The following is a 23,904-nucleotide window of genomic DNA, read 5'->3' as shown; positions in this document are numbered from 1 at the left end:
CGCGGTGCGGCGGTGGGGGCCCCTCCCGTTCGAGCGAAGCCGAGAACGGGGGAGCGTGCCGGGCGTCGCGACGCCGCGGAGAGCCATCAGAAGCGGCCTAGGCCCCTCGGCGCCGGGATGGTCCGAACGACAGGGCCTGGCGGCCCCGCCCGCCCGGCCGGATCAGGCCTGCTCGATCCGGCACAGGCAGAACGGATGCCCCACCGGGTCGGCGTAGACGCGGAAGTCCTTCTTCTCGTCGTCCTCCTTGTCCAGCACCCGCGCGCCCAGGGCCAGCACCCGCTCCTCGGCCGCGTCGATCTCTTCCCAGGTCGACCCGGCGTCGAAGTCGAGGTGGAACTGCTGGGCGTTGCGGTCGGCCCGCGGCCACTCCGGGGCGGTGTAGCCGGGGGAGCGCTGGAAGGCGAGCCGGGGCCCGTCGGGGACGCGCAGCACCACCCAGTCGGGGTCGTCGCCCGCCGGCGTACCGCCGCCGACCTGTGCGTAGAAGCGGGCCAGCTCGCGGGGGTCGGGGCAGTCGAGGACCACGGAACGGAAACGTGCCACGGCGGACATGGGGCCTCCAGACGTCAGCAGGCGCAGAGACAGAACGGGTGCCCGGCCGGGTCGGCGTAAACGCGGAAGGTCCGCTCCCGGTCCTCGGCGTCCAGCGGCTTCGCGCCGAGGGCCAGCACGCCCTTCTCGGCCGCGTCCAGGTCGTCCACCACCAGGTCGAGGTGGAACTGCTGCGAGTGGTCGGGGGACGGCCACCGCGGTGGCACGAACCCGGGAGCGGCCTGGAAGGCCAGTGGTGTGCCGCCCGGCACCTTCAGGTCGACCCACTCGTCCTCCCCGTCGGTCTCCACCGTCGGCGTGCCGCCGAGCACCTCGGCGTAGAAACCGGCCAGGGCGCGCGGGTCGGGACAGTCCAGGACGACGACACCCAGTTTGGCGAGAGCCATGACTTCCTCCTCGAGTGGCCGTTACCCGCATAGGCGGGCAACCGGTAACCGTTACTGCATGCTCCCCCATAGGCGGTAACCTTGCAAGGGGAATCGCGAGAGGTACGGTCCAGCCATGACGGAGAGATCGCCCGCGCCCGGCGGCCTGACCCTGGTCGAGGCCCTGGTGAACACGCTGGACATCGAGTCCGGCGCCGACGCGCTGGACACGCCCGAGGGCCGGGCGCGCCTCGGCATCACCCCGGACGAGACGGACCGGGCCCGCACCCTGCGCGAGTCGCTGCGCGCGACCCTGCTCGCCCACGCCGGCCATCCGCCCCACCGGGAGGTCACCCCCCTCGGCGACCTCCTGGCCGAAGCCCCGCTGCTCGTCACGGTCGACGCGGCGGACGGTTCGGCCGCCCTGACCCCCGCCGACGACCGCTCCCTGCTCGCGCGCGTGGCCGCCGCCGTCGCCGAGGCCCTGGTCGCCGGCACCTGGACCCGCCTCAAGGCGTGCGAGGCCGCCGACTGCCACTGGGCCTACTACGACCGCAGCCCGGCCGGCCGCGGCCGCTGGTGTTCCATGCAGGTCTGCGGAGCCCGCGCGAAGATGCGCCGCTACCGGGCCAAGGACGTCGCCAAGGACGCGTAGGGCCGCCCTGAACCCCGTTGCCGCCCCGCCTCACGGCCGGGTGGTGCAGAATGCACGAAGACGCCGGTTCGGCCGACTGAGCCTCGGCCGAACCGGCGTCACCTGTGTGCGCGTCCGCGTCTCCGCCTCGCGATCAGGCCTTCGGGCGCCCCATCGCCCGGTACGTCCAGCCGGCCTTGCGCCAGCGCTCCGGGTCGAGGGCGTTGCGGCCGTCCAGGATGACCCGCGCCGCCGCGACCTCGCCGAGGGCCTCCTCGTCCAGCTCGCGGAACTCCCGCCACTCCGTCAGGTGCAGCACGATGTCGGCCCCGCGCACGGCGTCCAGCGCCGAGTCGGCGTAGCCGAGCGTCGGGAAGACACCGCGGGCGTTGTCCATGCCCTTCGGGTCGTAGACCGTGACCTGGCCGCCCTGGAGGTGGATCTGCCCGGCCACGTTGAGCGCGGGGGAGTCGCGTACGTCGTCCGAGTCGGGCTTGAAGGTCGCGCCCAGCACCGCCACCCGCTTGCCCAGGAACGGCCCGCCGCCCAGCGCCTGCCGGGCCAGCTCCACCATCTGCCCGCGCTGGCGCATGTTGATCGAGTCGATCTCCCGCAGGAACGTCAGCGCCTGGTCCGCGCCCAGCTCACCGGCGCGCGCCATGAACGCCCGGATGTCCTTCGGCAGACACCCGCCGCCGAAGCCGATCCCGGCCCGCAGGAACTTCCGCCCGATCCGGTCGTCGTACCCGATGGCCTCCGCCAGCTTGGCCACGTCACCACCCGCGGCCTCGCACACCTCCGCCATCGCGTTGATGAACGAGATCTTCGTGGCCAGGAAGGAGTTCGCGGAGGTCTTCACCAGCTCGGAGGTCGGGAAGTCCGTGACCACGAACGGCGAGCCCTCGGCGATCGGCGTGGCGTACACCTCCCGCAGCAGCTTCTCCGCGCGCTCGCTGCGCACACCCACCACGAGCCGGTCGGGGTGCAGCGTGTCGTCGACGGCGAAGCCCTCACGCAGGAACTCCGGGTTCCACGCGAGTTCGGCGTCCTGTCCGGCGGGCGCGTGCGCGGTCAGGTAGGCGGCGAGGCGGTCCGCCGAGCCGACCGGCACGGTCGACTTGCCGACGACCAGCGCCGGGCCGTGCAGATGCGGGGCGAGCGAGGCGATCGCGGAGTCGACGTAGCTCATGTCGCAGGCGTACTCGCCGTGCCGCTGCGGGGTGTTCACGCAGACGAAGTGCACATCGCCGAACGCGCCGATCTCCGCCCAGTCCTGGGTGAAGCGCAGCCGGCCGCTGGAGCCCTCGATACCGGCGACGTGCTTGCGCAGCAGCTCCTCCAGCCCAGGCTCGTACATCGGGGCCTCGGCGCGCTCCAGCTTCTCGATCTTCTCGCGCACGACGTCCAGGGCGAGCACCTCGAAGCCCAGCTCGGCCATGGCCGCCGCGTGTGTCGCGCCGAGATAACCGGTGCCGATCACGGTGATCTTCAGGGCCATGGGTGCTCCAGAGGTCTGCGGCATGTGGTGCGCGCCCGAGCATATCCGGGGCATGGTCGCGCGCTTCACCGGGCAACTTCTCCGCTGTCGCCTAGCTCACGTATCACTCCGGTGGGCGACCCCATAAACTTTTGATTACTTAACGGTAGTTAGCGTCACCATGGCAGCGTTTTGGAGCGTGAGAGACCTTGGCCGGATCGGCTGACTTCGACCTGTACCGCCCGTCCGAGGAGCACGACATGCTCCGTGACGCCGTCCGCTCGCTGGCCGAGGCGAAGATCGCGCCGCACGCCGCCGCGGTGGACGAGGAGGCCCGCTTCCCGCGCGAGGCCCTCGACGCGCTGGTGGCGAACGACCTGCACGCGGTGCACGTACCCGAGGAGTACGGCGGCTCCGGCGCGGACGCGCTGGCCACCGTCATCGTGATCGAAGAGGTCGCCCGCGTGTGCGCCTCCTCCTCCCTCATCCCGGCCGTGAACAAGCTGGGCTCCCTGCCGGTGATCCTCTCCGGCTCCGAGGACCTGAAGAAGCGGTACATGACCCCGCTCGCCAAGGGCGACGGCATGTTCTCGTACTGCCTCTCCGAGCCCGACGCCGGTTCCGACGCCGCCGGCATGAAGACGAAGGCCGTCCGCGACGGCGACCACTACGTCCTCAACGGCGTGAAGCGCTGGATCACCAACGCCGGCGAGTCCGAGTACTACACGGTGATGGCCGTCACCGACCCGGCCAAGCGCTCCAAGGGCATCTCGGCCTTCGTCGTCGAGAAGTCCGACGAGGGCGTCTCCTTCGGCGCCCCCGAGAAGAAGCTCGGCATCAAGGGCTCCCCGACCCGCGAGGTCTACCTCGACAACGTCCGCATCCCCGCCGACCGCATGATCGGCGAGGAGGGCACCGGCTTCGCCACGGCGATGAAGACCCTCGACCACACCCGCATCACCATCGCCGCCCAGGCCCTCGGCATCGCCCAGGGCGCCCTCGACTACGCCAAGGGCTACGTCCAGGAGCGCAAGCAGTTCGGCAAGCCGATCGCCGACTTCCAGGGCATCCAGTTCATGCTCGCCGACATGGCCATGAAGATCTCGGCCGCCCGCGCCCTGACCTACCAGGCCGCCGCCGCCTCCCAGCGCGTCGACGCCGACCTCACCTACCTGGGCGCCGCGGCCAAGTGCTTCGCCTCGGACGTGGCGATGGAGGTCACCACGGACGCGGTCCAGCTCCTCGGCGGCTACGGCTACACGCGGGACTACCCGGTGGAGCGGATGATGCGCGACGCCAAGATCACGCAGATATACGAAGGCACGAACCAGGTCCAGCGCATCGTCATGGCGCGCAATCTGCCGTAGCCGCGCTCCGGGGGCCGGGAAGCTCCGGCCCCCGGCGCTCTCACAGGAAGCGGCGGATCGGGGTGACCGCGGCTTCGGCGAGGCGCTGGGACAGGGGGCGCCGCTTCCAGCGGGTGGCGTCGATCGGCTCGCTGCGCTCCCGGTCGGCGTCGAAGTCGGCGTCCAGGCCCGCGGTGAAGTCCTCGTCGAGGACGGCCAGCACGACCTCCTCGTCGTGCTCCATGGAGCGGCGGTTGAAGTTCGTGGAGCCGATCAGGGAGCACACCCCGTCGACCGTGATGATCTTCGTGTGGAGCATGGTCGGCTGGTACTCCCGCACGTCCACACCCGCGTCGACGAGCGTCTGGTAGTGCTGCCGCCCGGCCAGCAGACACGCCCGCTGGTCGGTGTACGGGCCGGGCAGCAGGATCTCGACCCGGACCCCGCGGCGCGCCGCTGCGGCCAGGAGGTCGACGAAGTAGGTGTCGGGGGCGAAGTAGGCGGTGGCCACCCGCAGGCGCTCCTGCGCCGAGGTGATCAGGACCCGCAGCACCGTCTGCATGTCCTGCCAGCCGAAGGCGGCCGACCCCCGCACGACCTGGACCGTGGCCCGGCCCGGCTGCTCCTGGGCGGTGAAGCGGTCGTGGTCGTCGTAGAGGTCGTCGTGGCACTCGGCCCAGTTCTGGGCGAAGGCCGCGGCGATGCCGTCCACGGCGGGCCCGCGGACCTGTACATGGGTGTCGCGCCACTCGTCCGGATTCCGGGCGGCGCCGCACCACTCCTGCGCGATGCCCACGCCCCCGGTGAAGGCCGTGTGCTCGTCGGTGAGCAGCACCTTGCGGTGGCAGCGGTGGTTCTGCCGCAGGGGCGACAGACGCGTGGGCCTGCGGAACCAGGCCACCTGGACACCGGCCTCGTCCATCGCGTCCAGCAGGCCGGGCTCTATCTCCTTGGCCCCGAAGCCGTCCAGCAGCAGCCGCACCCGGACCCCCGCGCGGGCCCGCTCGGCCAGGGCGTCGGCGAACTCGTGGGCGACCTCACCCCGCCAGTACACGAACGTCATCATGTCGACGGTGTGCTCCGCGGCGCGTATGGCGGCCAGCATCGCGGGGAAGATCTCGTCGCCGTTGCGCAGCGGCACGAGTTCGTTGCCCTCGGTCGCGGCGACGCCGATCAGCCGCTCCAGCCGTCTGCGCAGTCGCTGCTTCTGCCCCTCCGGCCCTCTCGTCTCCGGCACCCGCCGTTCGTCGTACGTCTGCTGCGTCATGTGTGGGTCTCCCCCCTGCACGGTTCGCTCGCCGCCCCCGGCCCGGCGACGCCGGGCCTCCGGCGTGCCTGCACTCTCGTTTTGCCGCTGCCGGAGGATTCACGCAGACCCCGGTGAGTCGTGCCTCACAGGAGAGGACGGGCCGCACACGGGCGGGTCCGTCCCGGGGTGCTCATGCGGCCGAGATGTGCCGCTCCATGTCGGCCGCCTCGATGTGAGGACCGCCGCACGGCGAGGGGGGCACCCGCCCGGGTGCCCCCCTCGCCGTGCCCGCCCGCTCGCTCAGTTGCCCGAGACGGTGACCGGCTCGTCGTTCTTCAGCTGGCTCACCAGCGTCTTCACCTTCGCGGTGTTCCACTGGAGGTTGCCGTTGGGGGCGTTGCCCGCGATCGGCATGTTCATCGACTTGCCGTCGCCGCCGCTGACGCCCTTCATCGCCCAGAACATGGACGCCAGGTCGAACAGGCCCATGTCCTTGTCGACCACCAGGGAGTCCAGGCCCGCGCCCATGGTCGGGTACAGCTTGAACGGGTTCAGGACGGTGCCCGGGGTGGCGACCTGGTTGGCGAGAGCCGAGAGGAACTTCTGCTGGTTCTTCGTGCGGTCCAGGTCGGAGCCCTGGAGGGCGTAACGGGTGCGGACGAAGGCGAGGGCCTGCTCGCCGTCGAGGGTCTGCTTGCCCTTCTTCAGGTCGGCACCGGACTTGGTGTCCTTGATGTCCTGCGGGATGTCCATCTCGACGCCGCCGACCGCGTCCACGATGCTCGCGAAGCCGGCGAAGCCGATCTCCACGTAGTGGTCGATGCGCAGGCCCGTGTTGGCCTCCACCGTGCGCACCAGCAACTCCGGGCCGTCCTCGGAGTAGGCCGCGTTCAGCTTCGTCTGCCGACCCGTGGCCGCGTAGAACTTGCCGGAGTCGGAGCCCTTGAAGGACGGGATCGTGACGTTCGAGTCGCGCGGCAGCGAGATCAGTGTCGGGGCGCCGCCGCCGGTGTGCAGGATCATCATCGAGTCCGTGCGCTTGCCCTCGGCGGACCCGGTGTGCAGCTTCTTCTTCTCCTCGGCCGTCATGCCCTTGCGGCTGTCGGAACCGACGATCAGGTAGTTCGTGCCCTCGCCCGCCTCCGGACGGTCGATGACCATCGACAGGTCGACGTCGCGGTTGAGCTTGGAGTCGGCCCAGAAGTACGTGCCGACGCTCGTCACGACCAACAGCGTCACCACCGTGATGGCCGTCACCTTGATGCGGCGGCGCCAGTTCGGCGCGGGGCGCGGCTCGTACACGCCGACGCCCGGACCGCCCGGACCACCGGGGCCTCGGCCGCCCGAGGAGCCGTAGACCTGGCCGGTGTTGTAGCCGCTGTCGTAGCCGTCACCGGGGCCGTGGCCACCGCCGTCGACGTAGGACGGCTGCTGCGGTACTCCGCCGCCGTACGGCGCCTGCCCGGGCGATGCCGCCGGACCGCGGCGGACCTGCCGCATGACACGGGCGCTCTCGGGCCGCGCGCTCGAGCTGCCGCGTCCGTACCGGCTGCCGCGGTTGTCGCCGGAAAACCCCTCGGGCCAATCATTCATGCGGCCCAGTGTGCAGGTCCGCGTGGTGGGCCATACAAGAGTCGTCGGAAAATCAGAGCACGGCTGTGGCGAAGCTGACACAAATCCCCCTCATGCCGCCTCGGCATAGGGTGGGGGCCATGACAGACCAGGCCCCAGCTGCGGATTCCGGCAGTCCGGAAATCCCGGGCAAGCCGACTTCGGCGTCCCGCACCACCCTCAGCCACATCATGACCCACAACGACACGAACCTTCTGGGGACGGTGCACGGCGGGGTGATCATGAAGCTGGTCGACGACGCGGCGGGGGCCGTGGCCGGGCGGCACTCCGGCGGGCCGGCCGTCACCGCCTCCATGGACGAGATGGCGTTCCTGGAGCCGGTCCGCGTCGGTGACCTCGTGCACGTCAAGGCACAGGTCAACTGGACGGGCCGCACCTCGATGGAGGTCGGCGTCCGGGTCCTGGCCGAACGCTGGAACGAGTCCGCCCCGCCCACGCAGGTCGGCTCCGCCTACCTCGTCTTCGCCGCCGTCGACGCCGACGGCAAGCCCCGCCGGGTCCCGCCGGTCCTCCCGGAGACCGAACGCGACAAGCGCCGCTACCAGGAGGCCCAGATCCGGCGCACCCACCGCCTGGCCCGCCGCCGCGCGATCCTGGACCTGCGGGAGAAGCGGGCGGCAGAGGGCTTCGAGGACTGACACGCGCCTACGAGCACGCCACCTCGTCGCCCCGCACCACCCCGAACTCGCCCTGGCCCGGGTCCTCGGCCCGCACCTTCCGCACACGTTCGAAGTCCGCTCCGGCGATCACCTTCAGGGTCGGGCCCAGGCCCTTGACCGCCCGCAGCTCACTGCCCGGCAGAGCCGCCGCGAGGGACTTGGCGGAACGGTCCCAGCGAGGGTCGTGGGTGACGACCGTGCGCCTGACGTCGCGGGCGGCGGAGTTCACCGGGGCCTTGGTCGTGCGGAAGCCGGTCGAGGCCAGGGCCGCGTCCACCCGGCGGCCCAGGCCGGCGGTGCGGGTGCCGTTCTCCACCTGGACGCGGATCTGCTGCGGGGCGACCGGGACGATCAGGGCCGCGCCGTGCGGCCGGTGCACGGACAGCGGCTGGTCCTGGCGCAGGGCCTGGAAGAGGCGCTCCGACTTCACCGGGTCCCACTTCAGCGTCGACCCGACGCCCTTCACGGCGTACCCCATCCGCCCGATCGGGACGGTCGTGAACTCCGAGGAGGAGGGCGAGAAGTTCCGCATGGCCCGGCCCAGGTCCAGCATCTCGTCGGTGCCGAAGCCCTTGTCGGCCCGTACCGAGCCGAGGACCGCCCGCGTCACGTCCCGGAACTTCATCGGGTTGAGGAGGATCCCGGACGAGGTGAGCCGGTCCACGAGTGCCGCCATGAAGCGCTGCTGCCGTTTCATGCGGCCCAGGTCGGAGGCCCCGTCGACATGGCGGGCGCGGACGAACTGGAGCGCCTGCCCGCCCGCGAGCGTGTGCCGGCCGGCCGGCAGGTCCAGGCCGGTGTAGCTGTCCTTCAGCGGCTCCGTGGTGCAGATCTGCACACCCCCCACCACGTCGACCGTCCTCATGAAGCTGGTGAAGTCGACCTCCAGGTAGTGGTCGATCTTCACCTTCGTCATGTCCTCCACCGTGCGCACGGTCAGCTGCGGCCCGCCCTCGGCGTACGCCGCGTTCAGCTTGACGGGGTGCCCCTGGTGCCTCTTGCCGCTCGTCCGGTCGGTGTGCGCGGGCGTCATCGCGTAGGAGTCGCGCGGCAGGCTCACCACGCTCGCCCGTTCCCGGTCCTCGGAGATGTGCACGATCATGATCGTGTCGGTGCAGTGGCAGGGGGCGCCGCCCAGCCGGTACTTGTGGCGCTCCTCCTTGCTGATCTTCTCCCGGCCGTCGGTGCCGACCAGCAGAACGTTCATGCCGTGGCCCGCCTGCGGCCGGTTCTTCATGTCCTTGAAGGGATCGACCCGGGCGATGTCGGCGTCCAGGCTGGTCATCACCGCGTGCCCGACACCGGCGGAGGCGAGGACCACCACGGACAGGGTGGTGACCGCCCGCATGCCCCAGCGCGGTGTGCGCCGGACCGGGCCGGGGCGGCGCGGAGCGCGGCGGGGAGAGGGGGGCTGCGGGCGGCGCCGGGGTGCGGCGGTGGACCGAGGGGACCGCGGCGGCGTGGGCATGGGGACACCTCCGGACGACGGCCGTACGTGGGATCCGTGAAACCGTAGGCCGATACGATCTGCGGTCCGCGCCACCGCCCCTGCGGCGCGCACCGGTGTCCCCCGTTCGCGGTAACGTGAGGCCCCTATGAACGCCAATCCCGACGTGCGGCTCCCCGCCGTTTCCGTGATCATGCCCGTCCTCAACGAGGAGCGGCATCTGCGGGGAGCAGTCCAAGCGATCCTCGCGCAGGAGTACGCCGGCGAGATGGAGGTCGTGATCGCCCTCGGTCCGTCCACGGACCGCACGGACGAGATCGCCGCCGAGCTCGTGGCCGAAGACCCGCGCGTGCACACCGTCCCCAACCCCACCGGCCGTACGCCCGCGGCGCTGAACGCGGCGATCAACGCCTCCCGGCACCCGATCGTCGTCCGCGTCGACGGCCACGGCATGCTCTCGCCGAACTACATCGCGACCGCCGTCCGGCTCCTGGAGGAGACCGGCGCGCAGAACGTCGGCGGCATCATGCACGCCGAGGGCGAGAACGACTGGGAGCACGCGGTCGCCGCCGCGATGACCTCGAAGATCGGGGTCGGCAACGCCGCCTTCCACACCGGCGGTCAGGCGGGCCCGGCCGAGACCGTGTACCTCGGGGTGTTCCGGCGCGAGGCGCTGGAGCAGCAGGGCGGCTACAACGTGGAGTTCATCCGCGCCCAGGACTGGGAGCTCAACTTCCGCATCCGTGAGGCCGGCGGGCTGATCTGGTTCTCGCCCGAACTGAAGGTGTCCTACCGGCCGCGGCCGAGCGTGAAGGCGCTCGCCAAGCAGTACAAGGACTACGGGCGCTGGCGGCACGTGGTCGCCCGCTACCACGAGGGCTCGATCAACCTGCGCTACCTCGCCCCGCCGACCGCCGTGTGCGCGATCGCGGCCGGCCTGCTGGTGGGTGCCCTGCTGACGCCGTGGGGCTTCGTGGTGCCCGGCGGCTATCTCGCGGCGATCCTGCTCGGCTCGGTCCCGGCGGGCAAGGGCCTGCCGCTGAAGGCGCGGCTGCGGATCCCGGTGGCGCTGGCCACGATGCACATGTCGTGGGGCTGGGGCTTCCTGACCAGCCCGCGGGCGCTGGCGAAGAAGGTCATCGCCTCCCGGCGCCCCGCGGTGCGCGCGGACGCCGCCGCGAGCTGACCCGACCCGACGGGCGAGGCGCTGCGACGCCCACGGATGCGGAACGGGGCTCGCTGTCCTTCCGGACGGCGGGCCCCGTTCTCATGCCGTGCCCTCGGTCACCACCGGTAGGGCGGGTACACGTCCATGCACTCCTGCTTGTCGGCGGTCAGCGCGTCCGCGGACTCGGGCAGATCACCCGCCTCGGGAGCCTTCTGCTTCGGGTAGGCCGTCCCCTCCCGCCAGTCGCCGCCGATGGTCAGGGTGGTGGTGACGTCGTCCGTGGCCCGCACCTGACTGCTCGGGACGCCGACCGCCTTCGCCACCGACAGCGCGTTGGCCCGGCCCTGCTCCCCGGTGCTCTTCGGGTACGTCACCTGCGTCCGGGCGTGTGGTTCCGGCCGGCCCGAGGCGACGGCCCGGGTGAAGCCCTGCTGCCGCAGCACGGCCACGATCGCGGCGGCGCGTTGCGCAACGGCGGCCTGCTCGTCGCTCGCCGTCCCGTTGACGACGGAGACCGACAGCCCCGCGGCCGGCGCGGCGGCCGGACCCGTGGCCGTCACCGACGCCGAGGACGGATCCGAGGCCGGGGACGGACCCGAGGTCGCTGCCGCCCGCGCTTTGCCCTCCTTGTCGAAGGAGACGTCGTCGCGGAGCATCGCCCACATCGTGTCGGCGTCCTCCGGCTTGGGCACGAGGTGGTTGCGGTTCAGGGGGTCCTCGATCCACGGCATCGTCGTCATCGTGACGCGGTTCGTCGGGACCGACTTCAGCTGCATGCCCAGGTCGTACAGCTCCTTGACCGTGCCGATCTCCTCGGACACCTTCAGCGCCTTCGTGCCCGCCTCGGCCAGGCCCATGAGCCGGCCGGTGTCGGTGAAGACGTTCTGCTCCTTCAGCGTCCGGATCATCGCGTTCATGTACATGTGCTGTGCCTTGGCGCGCAGCGGGTCACTGCCCCAGGCGTGGCGGGTGCGCAGCCACTGCAGCGCCTGCTTGCCCTGCACCTTGTGCTCGCCGGCCTTCAGCTTCAGTCCGGAACCGCCGCGCTGACCGGACAGCGGCCGGTCCCACACGTTCTGGTTGACGCAGACCGGGACACCGCCGATGGCGTCCGCCATGTCCACCACCCCGGCGAAGTCGACCATCATCCAGTGGTCGATGTACACACCGGTCAGGTTCTGCCAGGTGGCGAGGGTGCAGCCAGGACCGCCGCGCTGGAGCGTCTCGTTGATGATCGTGTTCTTGGCCGGGTAGGTGTCCCCGGTGTCGGGGTCGACGCACTTGGGGATGTCCACCCGGGTGTCGCGCGGGATGCTCACCACGGACGCGCTCTCGCGGTCCGCCGAGACGTGCAGGAGCATCTGCACATCCGCCAGGGGCTTGCTGCCGACGTTGTCCCTGCCGCCGCCTAGCTTGACGTTCTCCGCAGAGTTCCGGCTGTCGGAACCGATCAGCAGGATGTTGAGCGGGGTCTGGCCGGCCGCGTTGGGTTCGGTCTTCTCGACGTCGGTTTCGCCGCTGTTGCGTTTGCCCTTGTCGATGTTGCCGTTGAGATGGCGGTAGTAGAGGTATCCGGCGCCGGCCGTCCCGAGTATCAGCACCGACAGCACGAGCGCGGACCAGCGCAGTGTCCGGCGTCGGCCGCGCCGTCGGCCGTGGCCGCCCCCCTCGCCGCCGCCGGCGGGCGCCTCCGCTCCCGGACGCTCGTCCTGGGCCAGGCCGCCCGAATCGTGCCGCGTGCTGCCTCCGCGCACGTCACTCTGCGCCATACCCCTGCCTCCCCACCCCTACGGCCGACCCACGGGTCCGCCCCGTGTCGTGTTCGGATCACGGGCGACCCGTCTCCGTCCGGACCACGGGTTTCCCCGGTGCTCCGCCGGAGCACGGTCGTCTCCGTTGCTGGTTGGACCACTGACATGCCCGGTCGGATGTACACCCGGCCGATTCGTCCGGGCATGCTCCGTCCACCTGTGAGACGCAGGAAGGGACGATCAGGTCACTTCGCGCACTCGACCTTGTCGGCCGTGGCCTTCTGCACGTCGTCCGGCACCTTCGCCGGAGTGGTGAGGGGCACCCCCGCCCCCTTGTAGTCCTTGCCCAGGGTCAGCGTCATCGCGGGGGCCCCCTGGGAGTTGGTCACGCTCCTGCCCGGTTTCAGCGCGGCCCCGGACAGACCCATGATCTCGGCGAGTCGGCGCGCCTGGTCCGCTTGGTCGGGCGCGTACTCCAGCGTCGTCTTCGCCAGCGGCCGCTCCGCGTTGCCCGCGTTCTCGGACTTGGTGACGCCCTCCTGGACCTGCAGCCAGCTCAGCGTCTCCTGGGCGCTGCCCGCGACGGCACCGCCGTTGAGGATGCGCACCCGGACCTCCGAGGCCTCCGCCTTGGGGCCCTTGAGCCGGGCGGCCTCGGCGGCCTTCTCCTTCTTCTTCCCCTGCTTCACCTCGGTCAGCGACACGTCGTCCCGGACCATCGCGAACAGTTGCTGGGCCTGCGGCTGCTTCAGGACCACCGTCGCCTTGACCGCCTCCGAGGGGTTGTCGACGACGGGCACGGTCGCGAAGGTGAGGTTCTTCGTGTCGAACTTGCCCAGTTCCGCCCCGAGATCGGCCAGCTTCTTGATCGTGCTGATCTGGGAGTCGACGGTCAGCGCCTGGGTGCCCGCCTCCGCCAGTTTGATCATCTTCGAGGGGCTGGTGAGGGTGTCGTTGGACTTCAGCTTGCGCATCAGTGAGCCCAGGAACTGCTGTTGCAGCTCGATGCGGCTCAGGTCGCCACCGAAGCCCACGGAGTGCCGGGTGCGGACGAAGGCCAGGGCGTCCTCGCCCTCGATGGTGTGCTCGCCCTTGGGCAGGTCGAGCTTGGAGTCCTTGTCCTTGATGTCCTTGGCCAGACAGACGTCGACCCCGCCCACCGCGCTGGTCAGCGTCTTGACCGCGTTGAAGTCGGCCACCATGAAGTGGTCCATCTTCAGCCCGGTGAGCTCGGTGACCGTGCGCATGGTGCAGCTCGGCGTCCGGTCCTCCTGCCCGAGGCTGTTGTTGAAGCGGGTGCGCTGACTGCCCGGGATGATCTTCTCCGAGCCGTCCTCCTGCGTCGTCGGGCAGTCCGGGATGTCGGTGATCAGGTCGCGCGGGATGCTCAGCACCGTGGCGTTCGTACGGTCTTTGGAGACGTGCAGTACGAGCGTGGTGTCCGCGTGCCCGGAGCTGTTCTTGTCGCCGTAGCCCTCGTTGCCCTTGCCGGTGCGCTTGTCGGTGCCGATCAGCAGGATGTTGATCGCGCGGTCCTTGCTGAACCCACCGGTGCCCGCGCCGTCGTCGGAGACGGACGTGATGTTGTTGTTGAGGTGCTCGTAGTAGAGGTAGGCGGCCGCGCTCACCCCGACCAGGACGAAGGCCAGCGAGCCGCCGGTCCACGTCAGGACCTTCTTGCCCTTCGCCTTCTTCGGCACCGGACGGCGTCCGCGACGCCCCGCGGCCGACTCGGCCGGAGCGTTGGCGCGTCTGCGCGGGGAGGCGGTCTCACCGGCGGGCGCGGCCCCCTCGGGGCGCCGGGCGGGGGAAGTCTGGCGGGCCCGTGCGGCGCCGCCTGTTCCGGTCCTGCCCCGGCCACCGGAACCGCGCGGGCCGGGGACGGGCGACTGCGCTGCGGAAGGGGCCAGTCGCAGTTCGTATTCGCCGGTGTCCGGGTTGAGTACCCACTGGTCTGCGGGGTCGATGTCGTCCGCCCGCCCACGGCTTTGCGCGTCCACGGTTGCCTGATTCCTCCGTCGGGCCACGCGGCGCCCTCCCCCGGAAGGCGCACGGTGCTGGTCGAGCAGTGCACGCCCCAGGACGGACCTCATGGGTGAGAGCACTGGATCGCACACACTATCCGCACACTTCGCCGTCAAGCGACGCGGGTGATGAATTCCACGTTCTCACAACTGGGCAATTCGGCCCATTTGTTTGGGGGAGGTTCGGTGAACGGGGAGGAATTCGCGGTCACTTGGCGCACTCCACCTTGTCGGCGGTGGACTTCTGCACCCCCTCCGGTGCCTTTGTGGGCGCCGTGAGGGGAACGCCCGCACCCTCGAAGTCCTTGCCGAGGGTCAGTGTCAGGGCGGGCAGTCCCTGGGAGTTGGTCACGCTCTCGCCGGGCTTCATCGCCGATCCGGACAGTCCCATGATGTCCGCGAGGCGGCGGGCCTGTGCGGCCTGGTCGGGTGCGTACTCGAGCGTGGTCTTCGCCAGCGAGGCGGGCGCGTTGCCGGCGTTCTCCGACTTGGTGACGCCCTCCTCGTTCTGCAGCCAGCTCAGCGTCTCCTGGGCGCTGCCGGCGACGGCACCGCCGTTGAGGATCCGCACCCGCACCTCGGAGGCCGGGGCCTTGGTGCCCTTCAGCCGGGCGGCGACCGCGGCGGCCTCCTTCTTCTTCCGCTCCTTGACGGCGGTGAAGGAGACGTCGTTCCTGATCATCTCGAAGACCTGCGGGGCCGTCGACTCGTTGAGCACGACCGTGGACTTCACCGTCTCGACCGGGTTGTCGACGACCGGAACGGTGGTGAACGTCAGGTTGGCGGTGTCGAGCTTGCCCAGCTCCAGACCGAGGTCCTTCAGCTTGCCGATGCTGTCCAGCTGCGAGTCGACGGTCAGCGCCTTGGTGCCCGCCTCCGCCAGGTCGAGCATCTTCTGGGGGCTGGTGAGGGTGTCGTTGGACTTCAGCTTGCGCATCAGCGCGCTCAGGAACTGCTGCTGCAGCCCGATCCGGCTCAGGTCACCGCCGAAGCCGACGGCGTGCCGGGTCCGCACGAACGCCAGCGCCTGCTCGCCCTCGATGGTGTGGGTGCCCTTGGACAGCTTCAGGTGCGAGTCCGGGTCGTCGATGTCCTTGCCCACACAGACCTCGACCCCGCCGACCGCGCTGGTCAGGGTCTTGACCGCGTTGAAGTCCGCGACCATGAAGTTGTCCGGCTTGACCCCGGTCAGCTCGGTCACGGTCCGCATCGTGCAGCTCGGCGTGCGGCCGTCCTGGCCGAGGCTCGTGTTGAAGCGGACCCGCTGGGTGCCGGGGATGACCTTCTGCGTGCCGTCCTCCTGCGTCGTCGGGCAGTCCGGCACGTCGACGATCAGGTCGCGCGGGATGCTCAGCGCGGTCGCGTTCGAACGGTCCTTGGAGACGTGCAGCAGGATCGTGGTGTCGGCGTGCCCGACACTGCCCGCGTCGCCGTACTTGTCGTTGCCCTTGCCGGTGCGCTTGTCGGTGCCGATCAGCAGGATGTTGATCGCCTTGTCCTTCTGGAAGCCCCCGGTGCTCGCGCCGTCGTCGGAGACGGAGGCGATGTTGCCGTTCAGGTGCTCGATGTAGAAGTACCCGGCGCCCGCACCGGCGACCAGCGCGAACGCCAGCGTGCCGCCGGTCCACAGCAGGACCTTCCTGCCCTTCGAGGCCTTCTTCACCGGGCGCCGTCCGCGCCGTCCCGGCAGCGGCTCCTCCGGCGCTCCGCGCCGTCTGCGCGGCGGCGGCACCGCGCGCCCGGGCGTCTCGGGCCGTGGCCGGCCGGGTGTCTCCGTACGGCGGCGCGCCCGCGGGCCCGCGTCGGAGGACCGCGGCCTGCGCGGCGCCGGAACGCCCGACTGCGCTGCGGAAGGGGCCAGTCGCAGTTCGTATTCGCCGGTGTCCGGGTTGAGTACCCACTGGTCTGCGGGGTCGATGTCGTCCGCCCGCCCACGGCCTTGCGCGTCCACGGTTGCCTTTTCCTCCGTCGGGGCACGCGGCGCCTTCCCCTCCAAGGCGCTCGGGTCTCGGTCACACAGTGCGCGACCTCAGGATCGTCCCTCAGAGCCGGGCGCACCGGGATCGCTCACACTAACCGTCCCTTTCGGTGCCGAGCGACGACGGTGACCCATTCCACGTTCCTACACCTGGGCAATTCGCCCATTTCCTAGGTGAAGAGTTCGTGGCCTTGGAGTGGCCTTGGTGCCCGCTTTACTCGCAGGTGTCCTCGGCTGCCGTGTTCCCCCGAAACGTCGGTGGAGGAGAAACGGTGACGGCGGGCGCGCGGAAAGGGCCCGGATGTGAATCCCCGTACGACCCGGCACGCGAATCGGCTGCCCTCGCCGGGGCGTGACGTCCTGGGCCGTTCCCCTCGACGACCACCGGTGTGTCCGTGCGCAGCCGCTCGAACAGCCGGTCCGCCGCGGGCTCGGCGAGTTGGTCACGATTGGCGTCGTACGCGTACGACTCCCGGGGAACGGTGAGGAATTGCACTTGTTCCATGGGGATGTCTCGCAGACCGCGCACGAGTTCGTACAAACCGCGCAGGCTCGCCAGATCCGGGTCGGTGGTCAGGGACGAGGTGGCGGCGTCCAGCACGGGATACAGCTTCGCCGGATTCAGCAGGACGTCATTGCTGCGCACCTTGTTGACGAGCGCCCCGAGGAATCGTTGCTGCCGTTCCATCCGCTCGGTGTCGCTGCCGTCGCCGAGGGACTTGCGGGCGCGGACGTAGCCGAGGGCCTGCTCGCCGTTCAGCGTCACGCGCCCGGCGGGCAGCCGCAGCTTGGCGGCCCGGTCGTCGATCGGCTCCCGCAGGCACACCTCGACGCCGTCGACCGCGTCGACCATCTTCTTGAAGCCGTGGAAGTCGACGACGACGTGATGGTCGACGCGGATGTCGGTCAGCTTCTCCACGGTGCGGATGGTGCAGGCCGAACCGCCCAGCTGGAAGGCCTGGTTGAACATGGCGAACCGCGGCGCGCTGCGGGACCCGTCCGGGCGCCGGCAGCCCGGCAGGTCCACCATCAGATCCCGGGGCAGGGAGACGGCGGTGGCGCTGCTCCGCCCCGCGGACAGGTGCAGCAGGATCGTGGTGTCGGACCGCTCGGTGCCGGAGTCCCGCCCGTAACGGGCGTTGTCGCTCCCCTCGCGCGAGTCCGACCCGATCAGCAGGATGTTCCGGGCGTCCTTGACCAGCGAGGTGGGCCGCTCCTGGTCGTAGCGCCGGAGTTCGGCGGCGGCCGCCTCGTCGGGTGTGATGTTCCCGCTGAGCTTCGCGTACACGGCCCAGCCGACGCCGCCCGCCGCCACGAGGAGAGCCGTGACCCCGAACGCCGTGACGCGCACCCACCGCCGTCGGCGCCGCCGCAGCAGCCCCCGCCCGTCGACGGATGCCCCCGAGCCCCGACCGACCCTGTAGCCCACGGCAGCAACCACCCCTCCTGACGTAGGAACGCCCCGCGCGCACCGCTCCTACGACCATGGCGCGGATGCAGGGCGGGGGAGGGGTGGGGATGGGCCGGACGGGGGAGAGGGCCAGGGTGTCCGCGACGTCGCGTCGTCCGCCCGGAGGCCGGGCCCTGCGGCACCCTGGGGATCCCCTGCCCGAGCGGAGTCGGGAGATTGGGGGAGGAGCGTGTTCTCGGGGTGCCGGGCGGGCGTCTACGTGCGGGTCGTGGCCGGGTGGGTGTGTTCTCGGGGTGCCGGGCGGGCGTCTGCGTGCGGGTCGTGGCCGGGTGGGTGTGTTCTCGGGGTGCCGGGCGGGCGTTTGCGTGCGGGTCGTGGCCGGGTGGGTGTGTTCTCGGGGTGCCGGGCGGGCGTCTGCGTACGGGTCCGTACTCGGGTGTTCGCCCGATGCGGCCGGTGGGCGCACCGCCTGCTCGCAGCGTGGACGGCGCCGCCGGGCCCCGGGCTACGGGGAGCGTGCCGGGCGCCGCGGGGCAGTCGGGACTTCGCGGACAGCCCTAGTGGAGGGGTGTGCCGCGGGCGATGGTCGTGACCCGCTCGCTGTCCACCCGCTTGTCCAGCACCCCGTCCCCGGCCTGCTCCAGATGCCGGCACAGCACCACGGAACCGCCGGTGGCCAACGGCCCGTACAGTCCGGCGTTCAGCCCCTCCCACGTGTCGTAGGGCAGGCCCGACAGGATCCGCGACCCGGGTCCGGTCAGCCCCAGCGCGGTCGCCTCGGCCCGGGCGCGCTCGACCACCTCGGCCCCGCTGAACTCCCGCCCGGCCACGATCAGCGCGGGCCCCTCCGGATCCACGGGCGCGTACGGCACGAACCGGTCCCCCTGCCCCGGCACCTCCACCGCGTAGTCCGCGAAGCCCTCCGGGGCCTGCGGGAACCGCCCCCCGAGCGGCCGCAGGGCCATGGCGATCCGCGCCCCGGGGCAGGCCCGCGCCTCCTCCAGCCGGTCCGGCCCGCTCACCACGACGTCCGCGGCGCGGGCGTCCCCGGACATGTCCGCGACGACTCCCACGGACGCGCACGCCAGCAGCCACACCGCCGTCTGCCAGTGCGCGGGCAGCAGCAGCGCGACCCGGTCCCCGGGCTCGACGGACAACTCGTCCTGGAGGAGGTTCGAGGTCTTGGCCACCCAATTGGCGAAGGTGGCCACGGACAGTTCGACGCGTTCGCCCGTGGCGTCGTCGTAGAAGGTCACCAGGGGGCGTCCCGGATCCGCGGCGAGCGCGGAACCCAGCAGGTCGGCGGGGGTGCGATCGGTGGCGTTCACCCGCGCAAGCGTACGCGGCGCACCCGCCCCCGCCCAACGGCCCGCCCGCCGCCCCGCCGCGAATCCGCCACCGGTTCGGCCGAACCCGGCCGACGACCTGTCACATCCCAAATGGACAGATTTATATGACTAAGCCCAAGATCAGGGACATGCGTGGATTCCTTGCTTCCTCGATCGGTGTCACCTGTGCGGCCGCCCTGGCCCTTCCCCTCACCCCTCCCGCCCTCGCGGCGACGGCGAGACCGGTGTCGGCCGCGGAAGCCGCCACGACGGTGAGACCCGCGCCCCGCGCGGGCACCCCGGCCACGACCCCGGCCGACCGGCGCGCGGCCGGACCGTACGCCGCCGGCAGCACCCAGTCCCTCCCCCTCGAACCCCTCACCCGCGACCGCGCCACGCCCCCCGCCCCCGCCGCCGAACAGGGCCTGACCCGCCGTGCCGTACGCCACTTCTCCCTCGTCGGCGTCGTCTGGGACGACCCCGACGCCGAACTGCACGGCTGCGTCCAGGTCCGCACCCGCGCCGCCGGTACCGGCACCTGGTCGGGCTGGCAGGACGTGGAGACCCACAACGCCGACCACGCCGCCGACCCGGACACCCCCGAGAGAGCCTCGGGACGGGTCCGCGGTGCCACGGCCCCCCTGTGGGTGGGCGACTCCGACGGCGTCGAAATCCGGGTCCGCTCCGAGTCCGACGGCACGGCGACCGACTCCGCCGGGCACACCGCGGGCGCCCGCCACCCGCACGCCGCACCCCCGCTGCCGTCCGGCCTGCGCCTCGAACTCGTCGACCCCGGCGAGGACGAGGACCCGTCCCGCGGCGCCGTCGCGGACGGCCCCCGCCTCGGCGTCCTGAACGCCGAGGCCTCCGCGTTCACCGACGCCGCCGCCGTCAACGCCGACCTCGCCCCCCTCGACGCCACCGAGATCGCGGCACTGAACCGCACCGAGACCGAGCAGGAGTCCCTCGCCCTCGAGGCCGGCGAGCCGACCGGGCAGCAGCGGCGGGCGAAGCCGTACATCGGACCGCGCCCGGGTATCGTCACGCGGCGCGGCTGGGGCGCGGACGAGGGCTTGCGCCAGAGCGGCTTCCGGTACACGAAGAAGGTCAAGGCGGCCTTCGTGCACCACACGGCCAGCGGCAACAACTACCGCTGCTCGCAGGTTCCCTCACTCATCCGCAGTATCTACCGCTACCACGTCCGGAGCATGGGCTGGCGCGACGTCGGCTACAACTTCCTCATCGACAAGTGCGGAAAGATCTACGAGGGCCGCGCCGGGGGCGTGGCGAGGCCGGTCCTCGGCGCGCACACGCTTGGTTTCAACAGCAACAGCATGGGGATCGCCGTCCTCGGGTCCTACGGCGCCACCAAGCCGTCGAAGGCCGCGGTCAAGGCCGTCGCCCGGCTGACCGCGTGGAAGCTGGGGCTGTACCGGGTCAACCCGAAGGGAAAGACCTCCCTGAAGTCGGCCGGCAGCAATCTCCACCCCAAGGGCAGGAAGGTACGGCTGAACGTGATCTCGGGGCACCGGGACGGCTTCATCACCGAGTGCCCGGGACGCAAGCTCTACGGAAAGCTCGGCTCGGCCCGCTCCAAGGCGGCCCGCTACCAGGGTCGCTGACCACACGTCTCACCACCGACGGGGGACAGGGGGGCGGAATGCCGCACGGCCAACGAAGGCGCCACGGAACGGTCTGCATACACTGACCGGCCGAAAGACAGTTCGGCCGGTCCCGGCAGGAAGCAGAGACGACACGTGACAGAAGCGATCCTCCTGGTCGGCGGCAAGGGCACCCGGCTGCGCCCGCTCACGGTGCACACACCCAAGCCCATGGTTCCGGCGGCCGGGGTGCCCTTCCTCACGCACCAGCTGGCCAGAGCGAGAGCCGCGGGCGTCGAGCACATCGTCCTGGCCACGTCCTATCTGGCCGAGGTCTTCGAGCCGTACTTCGGTGACGGCTCCGCGCTGGGACTCCACCTGGAGTACGTCACGGAGGAGGAGCCGCTCGGCACCGGCGGCGCCATCCGCAACGTGGCCTCCCGGCTGCACTCCGGCCCCGACGACCCGGTCCTGATCTTCAACGGCGACATCCTGACGGGCCTGGACATCCGGGCCCTCGTCGACACCCACGAGACGACCGGCGCGGACGTCTCCCTGCACCTCACCAAGGTCACGGACCCGCGCGCCTACGGCCTGGTCCCCACCGACGACACGGGCAGGGTGCTGGCGTTCCTGGAGAAGCCGCAGGCCCCCGAGGAGATCGTCACCGACCAGATCAACGCGGGGGCGTACGTCTTCCGCCGCTCGGTCATCGACTCGATCCCGCTGGGCAGGCCGGTGTCGGTGGAGCGGGAGACCTTCCCCGGTCTCCTGTCGGCCGGCGCGCACCTCCAGGGCATGGTGGACTCGACGTACTGGCTCGACCTGGGCACCCCGGCGGCCTTCGTGCGGGGCTCGGCGGACCTGGTCCTCGGCCGGGCCCCGTCGCCCGCCGTCCCGGGCCGCTGCGGCGACCGCCTCGTCCTGCCCACGGCCCAAGTGGCCTCCGACGCCAAGCTGTCGGGCGGCACGGTGGTGGGCGAGGGGGCCTTCGTCGCGGAGGGCGCGCGGGTTTTCGGCAGCACGATCCTCCCGGGCGCGGTCATCGAGCCGGGCGCGGTCATCACCGACTCCCTGATCGGCACCCGGGCCCGCGTCGGCCAACGCTCGGTCCTCACGGGCACGGTCATCGGCGACGGCGCGGTGATCGGCGCCGACAACGAACTCCTGGAGGGCGCCCGCATATGGTGCGACGCCCGCATCCCGGCAGGAGCGGTCCGCTTCTCCTCGGACCAGTAGGACACGCAGGGGCCGCCGCACTCAGCCGGGGGGCATGCGTGCCGCCAGGGCCGATGGGGCCCCTGCTCAGGGAAGCCGAGAGCTCGGGGGAGGGTGGGCGCAGCGGCACCTGGTCGCGCCGAGGTGCGCACCCACCCGCCCTCCGGCCGACGTCAGGGCCTCGACCGCCGACAGTCCAGCACCCCGCCGCCGAGTATTCGAGGCCCACCGCATGTGCCCCCCGGTCGACGTCGAGCGTCTCGACCCCCGACGGTTCAGCACTGGGGCCGAGCGTCCGAGGCCCACCGCATGTGCCCCCCGGTCGGCGCCGAGCGTCTCGACCGCCGACGGTTCAGCACTGGGGCCGAGTATTGGAGGCCCACCGCATGTGCCCCCCGGTCGGCGCCGAGCGTCTCGACCGCCGACGGTTCAGCACTGGGGCCGAGTATTGGAGGCCCACCGCATGTGCCCCCCGGTCGGCGCCGAGCGTCTCGACCGCCGACGGTTCAGCACTGGGGCCGAGTATTGGAGGCCCACCGCATGTGCCCCCCGGTCGGCGCCGAGCGTCTCGACCGCCGACGGTTCAGCACTGGCGCCGAGTATTGGAGGCCCACCGCACCTGCCCCGCCGACTGACGCCGAGCGTCTCGACCGCCGACGGTTCAGCACTGGCGCCGAGTATTGGAGGCCCACCGCACCTGCCCCGCCGACTGACGCCGAGCGTCTCGACCGCCGACGGTTCAGCACTGGCGCCGAGTATTGGAGGCCCACCGCACCTGCCCCGCCGACTGACGCCGAGCGTCTCGACCGCCGACGGTTCAGCACTGGCGCCGAGTATTGGAGGCCCACCGCACCTGCCCCGCCGACTGACGCCGAGCGTCTCGACCGCCGACGGTTCAGCACTGGGGCCGAGCGTCCGAGGCCCACCGCATGTGCCCCCCGACCGACGCCGAGCGCCTCCACCCCCGACAGTTCAGAGCTGCCCGATATCCCACCGGGGCATCTTCGGTGCCCTGCGCGCCGGAACCCTCCCGCTCAGCAGGATCAGCCGGGCCGCCCGATGCCGCTGCCCCGCGTACGGCTCCAGCAGCTCCAGCATCACCGCGTCGTCCGCGTCCCGGTCCCCGGCCAGCGCCCACCCCACGATCCCGGGCAGATGCAGGTCCCCGACCGTCACCTCGTCCGCCGCCCCGTGACTGCGCTGCACCGTCTCCGCGGAGGTCCACGGCCCGACCCCCGGCACCAGCTCCAACCGCGCCCGAGCCGCCCCGGGCTCCATCTCCACGGCCTGCTCCAGCCGCGCGGCGACCCGCACCGCACGCAGGATCGTGGACGCCCGCTTGTTGTCGACCCCGGCCCGATGCCACTCCCACGACGGGATCAGGGCCCAGGTCCGAGGCGCGGGCATGACGTACATCCGCTCGGGCGCGGGTCCCGGCGCCGGCTCCCCGAACTTCCGCACCAGCAGCCGCCACGCCCGGTACGCCTCGTCGGTCGTGACCTTCTGTTCCAGGATCGACGGGATCAAGGACTCCATCACGAGCCCGCTCCGCGTCAGCCGCAACCCCGGCCGCCGATGCCGGGCCGAAGCCAGCAGCCGGTGCCGCGGCACGAACGCCGACGGATCGTCCGCCGCCCCGAGCAGCTCCGGCAGCCGCTCCAGCAGCCACTCCGCTCCGGGCCCCCAGGCCTCCCCGCGCACCCCACCGCCGTACGCGCACACCCGTAGCGTGCCGGGCCCGGCCGGAGTGAGACTGGTCCGCCACACGGACCCGTCCGTCGTCGCCCGGAACGTCGGATCGCCGGGCCCGCGCCGCAGCGGTCCGAGCACCAGGCCGAGATCCAGCGGCCCGTCCGGCACCCACTCGCGCACCCGCCCCGGCCCCGTGGCCTGCCGCGGCATCCCCGGGGGGACGGCGACCTGCCCGCCGCGCACCGGCATGGGGGCACCTCCCACGCCTTTCGGGCCGTGGGGGAGCGTGGGCCGCGGAGCGAACCGTCCTGCCATGAATGAAGTCCTCGGGATCCGTAAGAGCAGCCCTACGAGGGTAGGCGCCGCCCG

Annotated in this window: 18 protein-coding genes; 6 read left to right on the top strand and 12 right to left on the bottom strand. The window is 71.5% G+C overall.

Annotated features, from left to right (window positions below):
- Positions 1-162: 162 nt before the first annotated feature.
- Positions 163-555: a VOC family protein gene (locus tag QNO09_RS37045; RefSeq protein WP_283974631.1), complete on the bottom strand. Its 393-nt coding sequence runs from the start codon at positions 553-555 to the stop codon at positions 163-165.
- Between the two features lie 14 nt (positions 556-569).
- Positions 570-941 carry a VOC family protein gene (locus QNO09_RS37040; protein ID WP_283974630.1) on the bottom strand — a complete coding sequence of 124 codons (372 nt, stop codon included), beginning with the start codon at positions 939-941 and terminating at the stop codon, positions 570-572.
- Between the two features lie 115 nt (positions 942-1,056).
- Between QNO09_RS37040 and QNO09_RS37035 the strand changes: the two genes are divergently transcribed.
- Positions 1,057-1,575 carry a CGNR zinc finger domain-containing protein gene (locus tag QNO09_RS37035; RefSeq protein WP_283974629.1) on the top strand — a complete coding sequence of 173 codons (519 nt, stop codon included), beginning with the start codon at positions 1,057-1,059 and terminating at the stop codon, positions 1,573-1,575.
- Positions 1,576-1,708: 133 nt separating this feature from the next.
- Here the strand turns inward: QNO09_RS37035 and QNO09_RS37030 are convergent, their stop codons facing one another.
- The gene (locus tag QNO09_RS37030; protein ID WP_283974628.1) at positions 1,709-3,052 is read right to left on the bottom strand and encodes a UDP-glucose dehydrogenase family protein; all 1,344 of its coding nucleotides are present in this window, start codon (positions 3,050-3,052) and stop codon (positions 1,709-1,711) included.
- 188 nt (positions 3,053-3,240) lie between these two features.
- On the opposite strand from QNO09_RS37030, the gene QNO09_RS37025 reads away from it, so the two are divergent.
- Positions 3,241-4,398, top strand: a complete 1,158-nt coding sequence (locus QNO09_RS37025; protein ID WP_283974627.1) for an acyl-CoA dehydrogenase — start codon at positions 3,241-3,243, stop codon at positions 4,396-4,398.
- A 40-nt stretch (positions 4,399-4,438) separates the two neighbouring features.
- Here the strand turns inward: QNO09_RS37025 and QNO09_RS37020 are convergent, their stop codons facing one another.
- The gene (locus QNO09_RS37020) at positions 4,439-5,644 is read right to left on the bottom strand and encodes a phospholipase D-like domain-containing protein (protein ID WP_283974626.1); all 1,206 of its coding nucleotides are present in this window, start codon (positions 5,642-5,644) and stop codon (positions 4,439-4,441) included.
- Between the two features lie 282 nt (positions 5,645-5,926).
- Positions 5,927-7,219 carry an LCP family protein gene (locus tag QNO09_RS37015; protein ID WP_283974625.1) on the bottom strand — a complete coding sequence of 431 codons (1,293 nt, stop codon included), beginning with the start codon at positions 7,217-7,219 and terminating at the stop codon, positions 5,927-5,929.
- Positions 7,220-7,338: 119 nt separating this feature from the next.
- On the opposite strand from QNO09_RS37015, the gene QNO09_RS37010 reads away from it, so the two are divergent.
- Positions 7,339-7,896 carry an acyl-CoA thioesterase gene (locus QNO09_RS37010; RefSeq protein ID WP_283974624.1) on the top strand — a complete coding sequence of 186 codons (558 nt, stop codon included), beginning with the start codon at positions 7,339-7,341 and terminating at the stop codon, positions 7,894-7,896.
- Between the two features lie 7 nt (positions 7,897-7,903).
- On the opposite strand, the gene QNO09_RS37005 is transcribed toward QNO09_RS37010, so the two are convergent.
- Complete coding sequence (locus tag QNO09_RS37005) at positions 7,904-9,385, bottom strand: LCP family protein (protein ID WP_451524364.1); 1,482 nt, start codon at positions 9,383-9,385, stop codon at positions 7,904-7,906.
- Positions 9,386-9,512: 127 nt separating this feature from the next.
- On the opposite strand from QNO09_RS37005, the gene QNO09_RS37000 reads away from it, so the two are divergent.
- Positions 9,513-10,550, top strand: a complete 1,038-nt coding sequence (locus tag QNO09_RS37000) for a glycosyltransferase family 2 protein (RefSeq protein ID WP_283974622.1) — start codon at positions 9,513-9,515, stop codon at positions 10,548-10,550.
- A gap of 98 nt (positions 10,551-10,648) precedes the next feature.
- Here the strand turns inward: QNO09_RS37000 and QNO09_RS36995 are convergent, their stop codons facing one another.
- From QNO09_RS36995 to QNO09_RS36975, 5 genes are all read right to left on the bottom strand, one after another.
- Positions 10,649-12,301 (bottom strand): LCP family protein, encoded by a 1,653-nt coding sequence (locus QNO09_RS36995; RefSeq protein WP_283974621.1) that lies wholly within the window; start codon positions 12,299-12,301, stop codon positions 10,649-10,651.
- A gap of 227 nt (positions 12,302-12,528) precedes the next feature.
- The gene (locus tag QNO09_RS36990) at positions 12,529-14,283 is read right to left on the bottom strand and encodes an LCP family protein (protein WP_283974620.1); all 1,755 of its coding nucleotides are present in this window, start codon (positions 14,281-14,283) and stop codon (positions 12,529-12,531) included.
- A 232-nt stretch (positions 14,284-14,515) separates the two neighbouring features.
- Positions 14,516-16,258 carry an LCP family protein gene (locus tag QNO09_RS36985; RefSeq protein WP_283974619.1) on the bottom strand — a complete coding sequence of 581 codons (1,743 nt, stop codon included), beginning with the start codon at positions 16,256-16,258 and terminating at the stop codon, positions 14,516-14,518.
- A 241-nt stretch (positions 16,259-16,499) separates the two neighbouring features.
- Positions 16,500-17,714, bottom strand: coding sequence for an LCP family protein (locus tag QNO09_RS36980; protein ID WP_283974618.1), 1,215 nt, complete (start codon positions 17,712-17,714; stop codon positions 16,500-16,502).
- Positions 17,715-18,253: 539 nt separating this feature from the next.
- Positions 18,254-19,024: a TIGR03089 family protein gene (locus tag QNO09_RS36975; RefSeq protein WP_283974617.1), complete on the bottom strand. Its 771-nt coding sequence runs from the start codon at positions 19,022-19,024 to the stop codon at positions 18,254-18,256.
- A gap of 149 nt (positions 19,025-19,173) precedes the next feature.
- On the opposite strand from QNO09_RS36975, the gene QNO09_RS36970 reads away from it, so the two are divergent.
- A complete protein-coding gene (locus QNO09_RS36970; protein ID WP_283974616.1) occupies positions 19,174-20,646 on the top strand; it encodes a peptidoglycan recognition protein family protein in 1,473 nt (490 codons plus the stop codon).
- A gap of 135 nt (positions 20,647-20,781) precedes the next feature.
- Entirely contained in the window at positions 20,782-21,864 is a 1,083-nt protein-coding gene (gene manB / locus QNO09_RS36965) for a mannose-1-phosphate guanylyltransferase (protein WP_283974615.1), read from the top strand.
- Between the two features lie 951 nt (positions 21,865-22,815).
- On the opposite strand, the gene QNO09_RS36960 is transcribed toward manB, so the two are convergent.
- Entirely contained in the window at positions 22,816-23,850 is a 1,035-nt protein-coding gene (locus tag QNO09_RS36960) for a DNA-3-methyladenine glycosylase family protein (RefSeq protein WP_502962395.1), read from the bottom strand.
- Between the last annotated feature and the right edge of the window lie 54 nt (positions 23,851-23,904).

This window comes from Streptomyces sp. 378, from assembly GCF_030124145.1.
Taxonomy (GTDB): domain Bacteria; phylum Actinomycetota; class Actinomycetes; order Streptomycetales; family Streptomycetaceae; genus Streptomyces.
Note: the sequence above shows the minus strand (reverse complement) of the source record. Positions and strands in the feature narration are given on the sequence as shown.

Coding starts and splice junctions, on each gene's coding strand:
- QNO09_RS37045 (WP_283974631.1), bottom strand. CDS start 555: ATGTCCGCCGTGGCACGTTTCCGTTCCGTGGTCCTCGACTGCCCCGAC.
- QNO09_RS37040 (WP_283974630.1), bottom strand. CDS start 941: ATGGCTCTCGCCAAACTGGGTGTCGTCGTCCTGGACTGTCCCGACCCG.
- QNO09_RS37035 (WP_283974629.1), top strand. CDS start 1,057: ATGACGGAGAGATCGCCCGCGCCCGGCGGCCTGACCCTGGTCGAGGCC.
- QNO09_RS37030 (WP_283974628.1), bottom strand. CDS start 3,052: ATGGCCCTGAAGATCACCGTGATCGGCACCGGTTATCTCGGCGCGACA.
- QNO09_RS37020 (WP_283974626.1), bottom strand. CDS start 5,644: ATGACGCAGCAGACGTACGACGAACGGCGGGTGCCGGAGACGAGAGGG.
- QNO09_RS37015 (WP_283974625.1), bottom strand. CDS start 7,219: ATGAATGATTGGCCCGAGGGGTTTTCCGGCGACAACCGCGGCAGCCGG.
- QNO09_RS37010 (WP_283974624.1), top strand. CDS start 7,339: ATGACAGACCAGGCCCCAGCTGCGGATTCCGGCAGTCCGGAAATCCCG.
- QNO09_RS37005 (WP_451524364.1), bottom strand. CDS start 9,385: ATGCCCACGCCGCCGCGGTCCCCTCGGTCCACCGCCGCACCCCGGCGC.
- QNO09_RS37000 (WP_283974622.1), top strand. CDS start 9,513: ATGAACGCCAATCCCGACGTGCGGCTCCCCGCCGTTTCCGTGATCATG.
- QNO09_RS36995 (WP_283974621.1), bottom strand. CDS start 12,301: ATGGCGCAGAGTGACGTGCGCGGAGGCAGCACGCGGCACGATTCGGGC.
- QNO09_RS36970 (WP_283974616.1), top strand. CDS start 19,174: ATGCGTGGATTCCTTGCTTCCTCGATCGGTGTCACCTGTGCGGCCGCC.
- QNO09_RS36960 (WP_502962395.1), bottom strand. CDS start 23,850: ATGGCAGGACGGTTCGCTCCGCGGCCCACGCTCCCCCACGGCCCGAAA.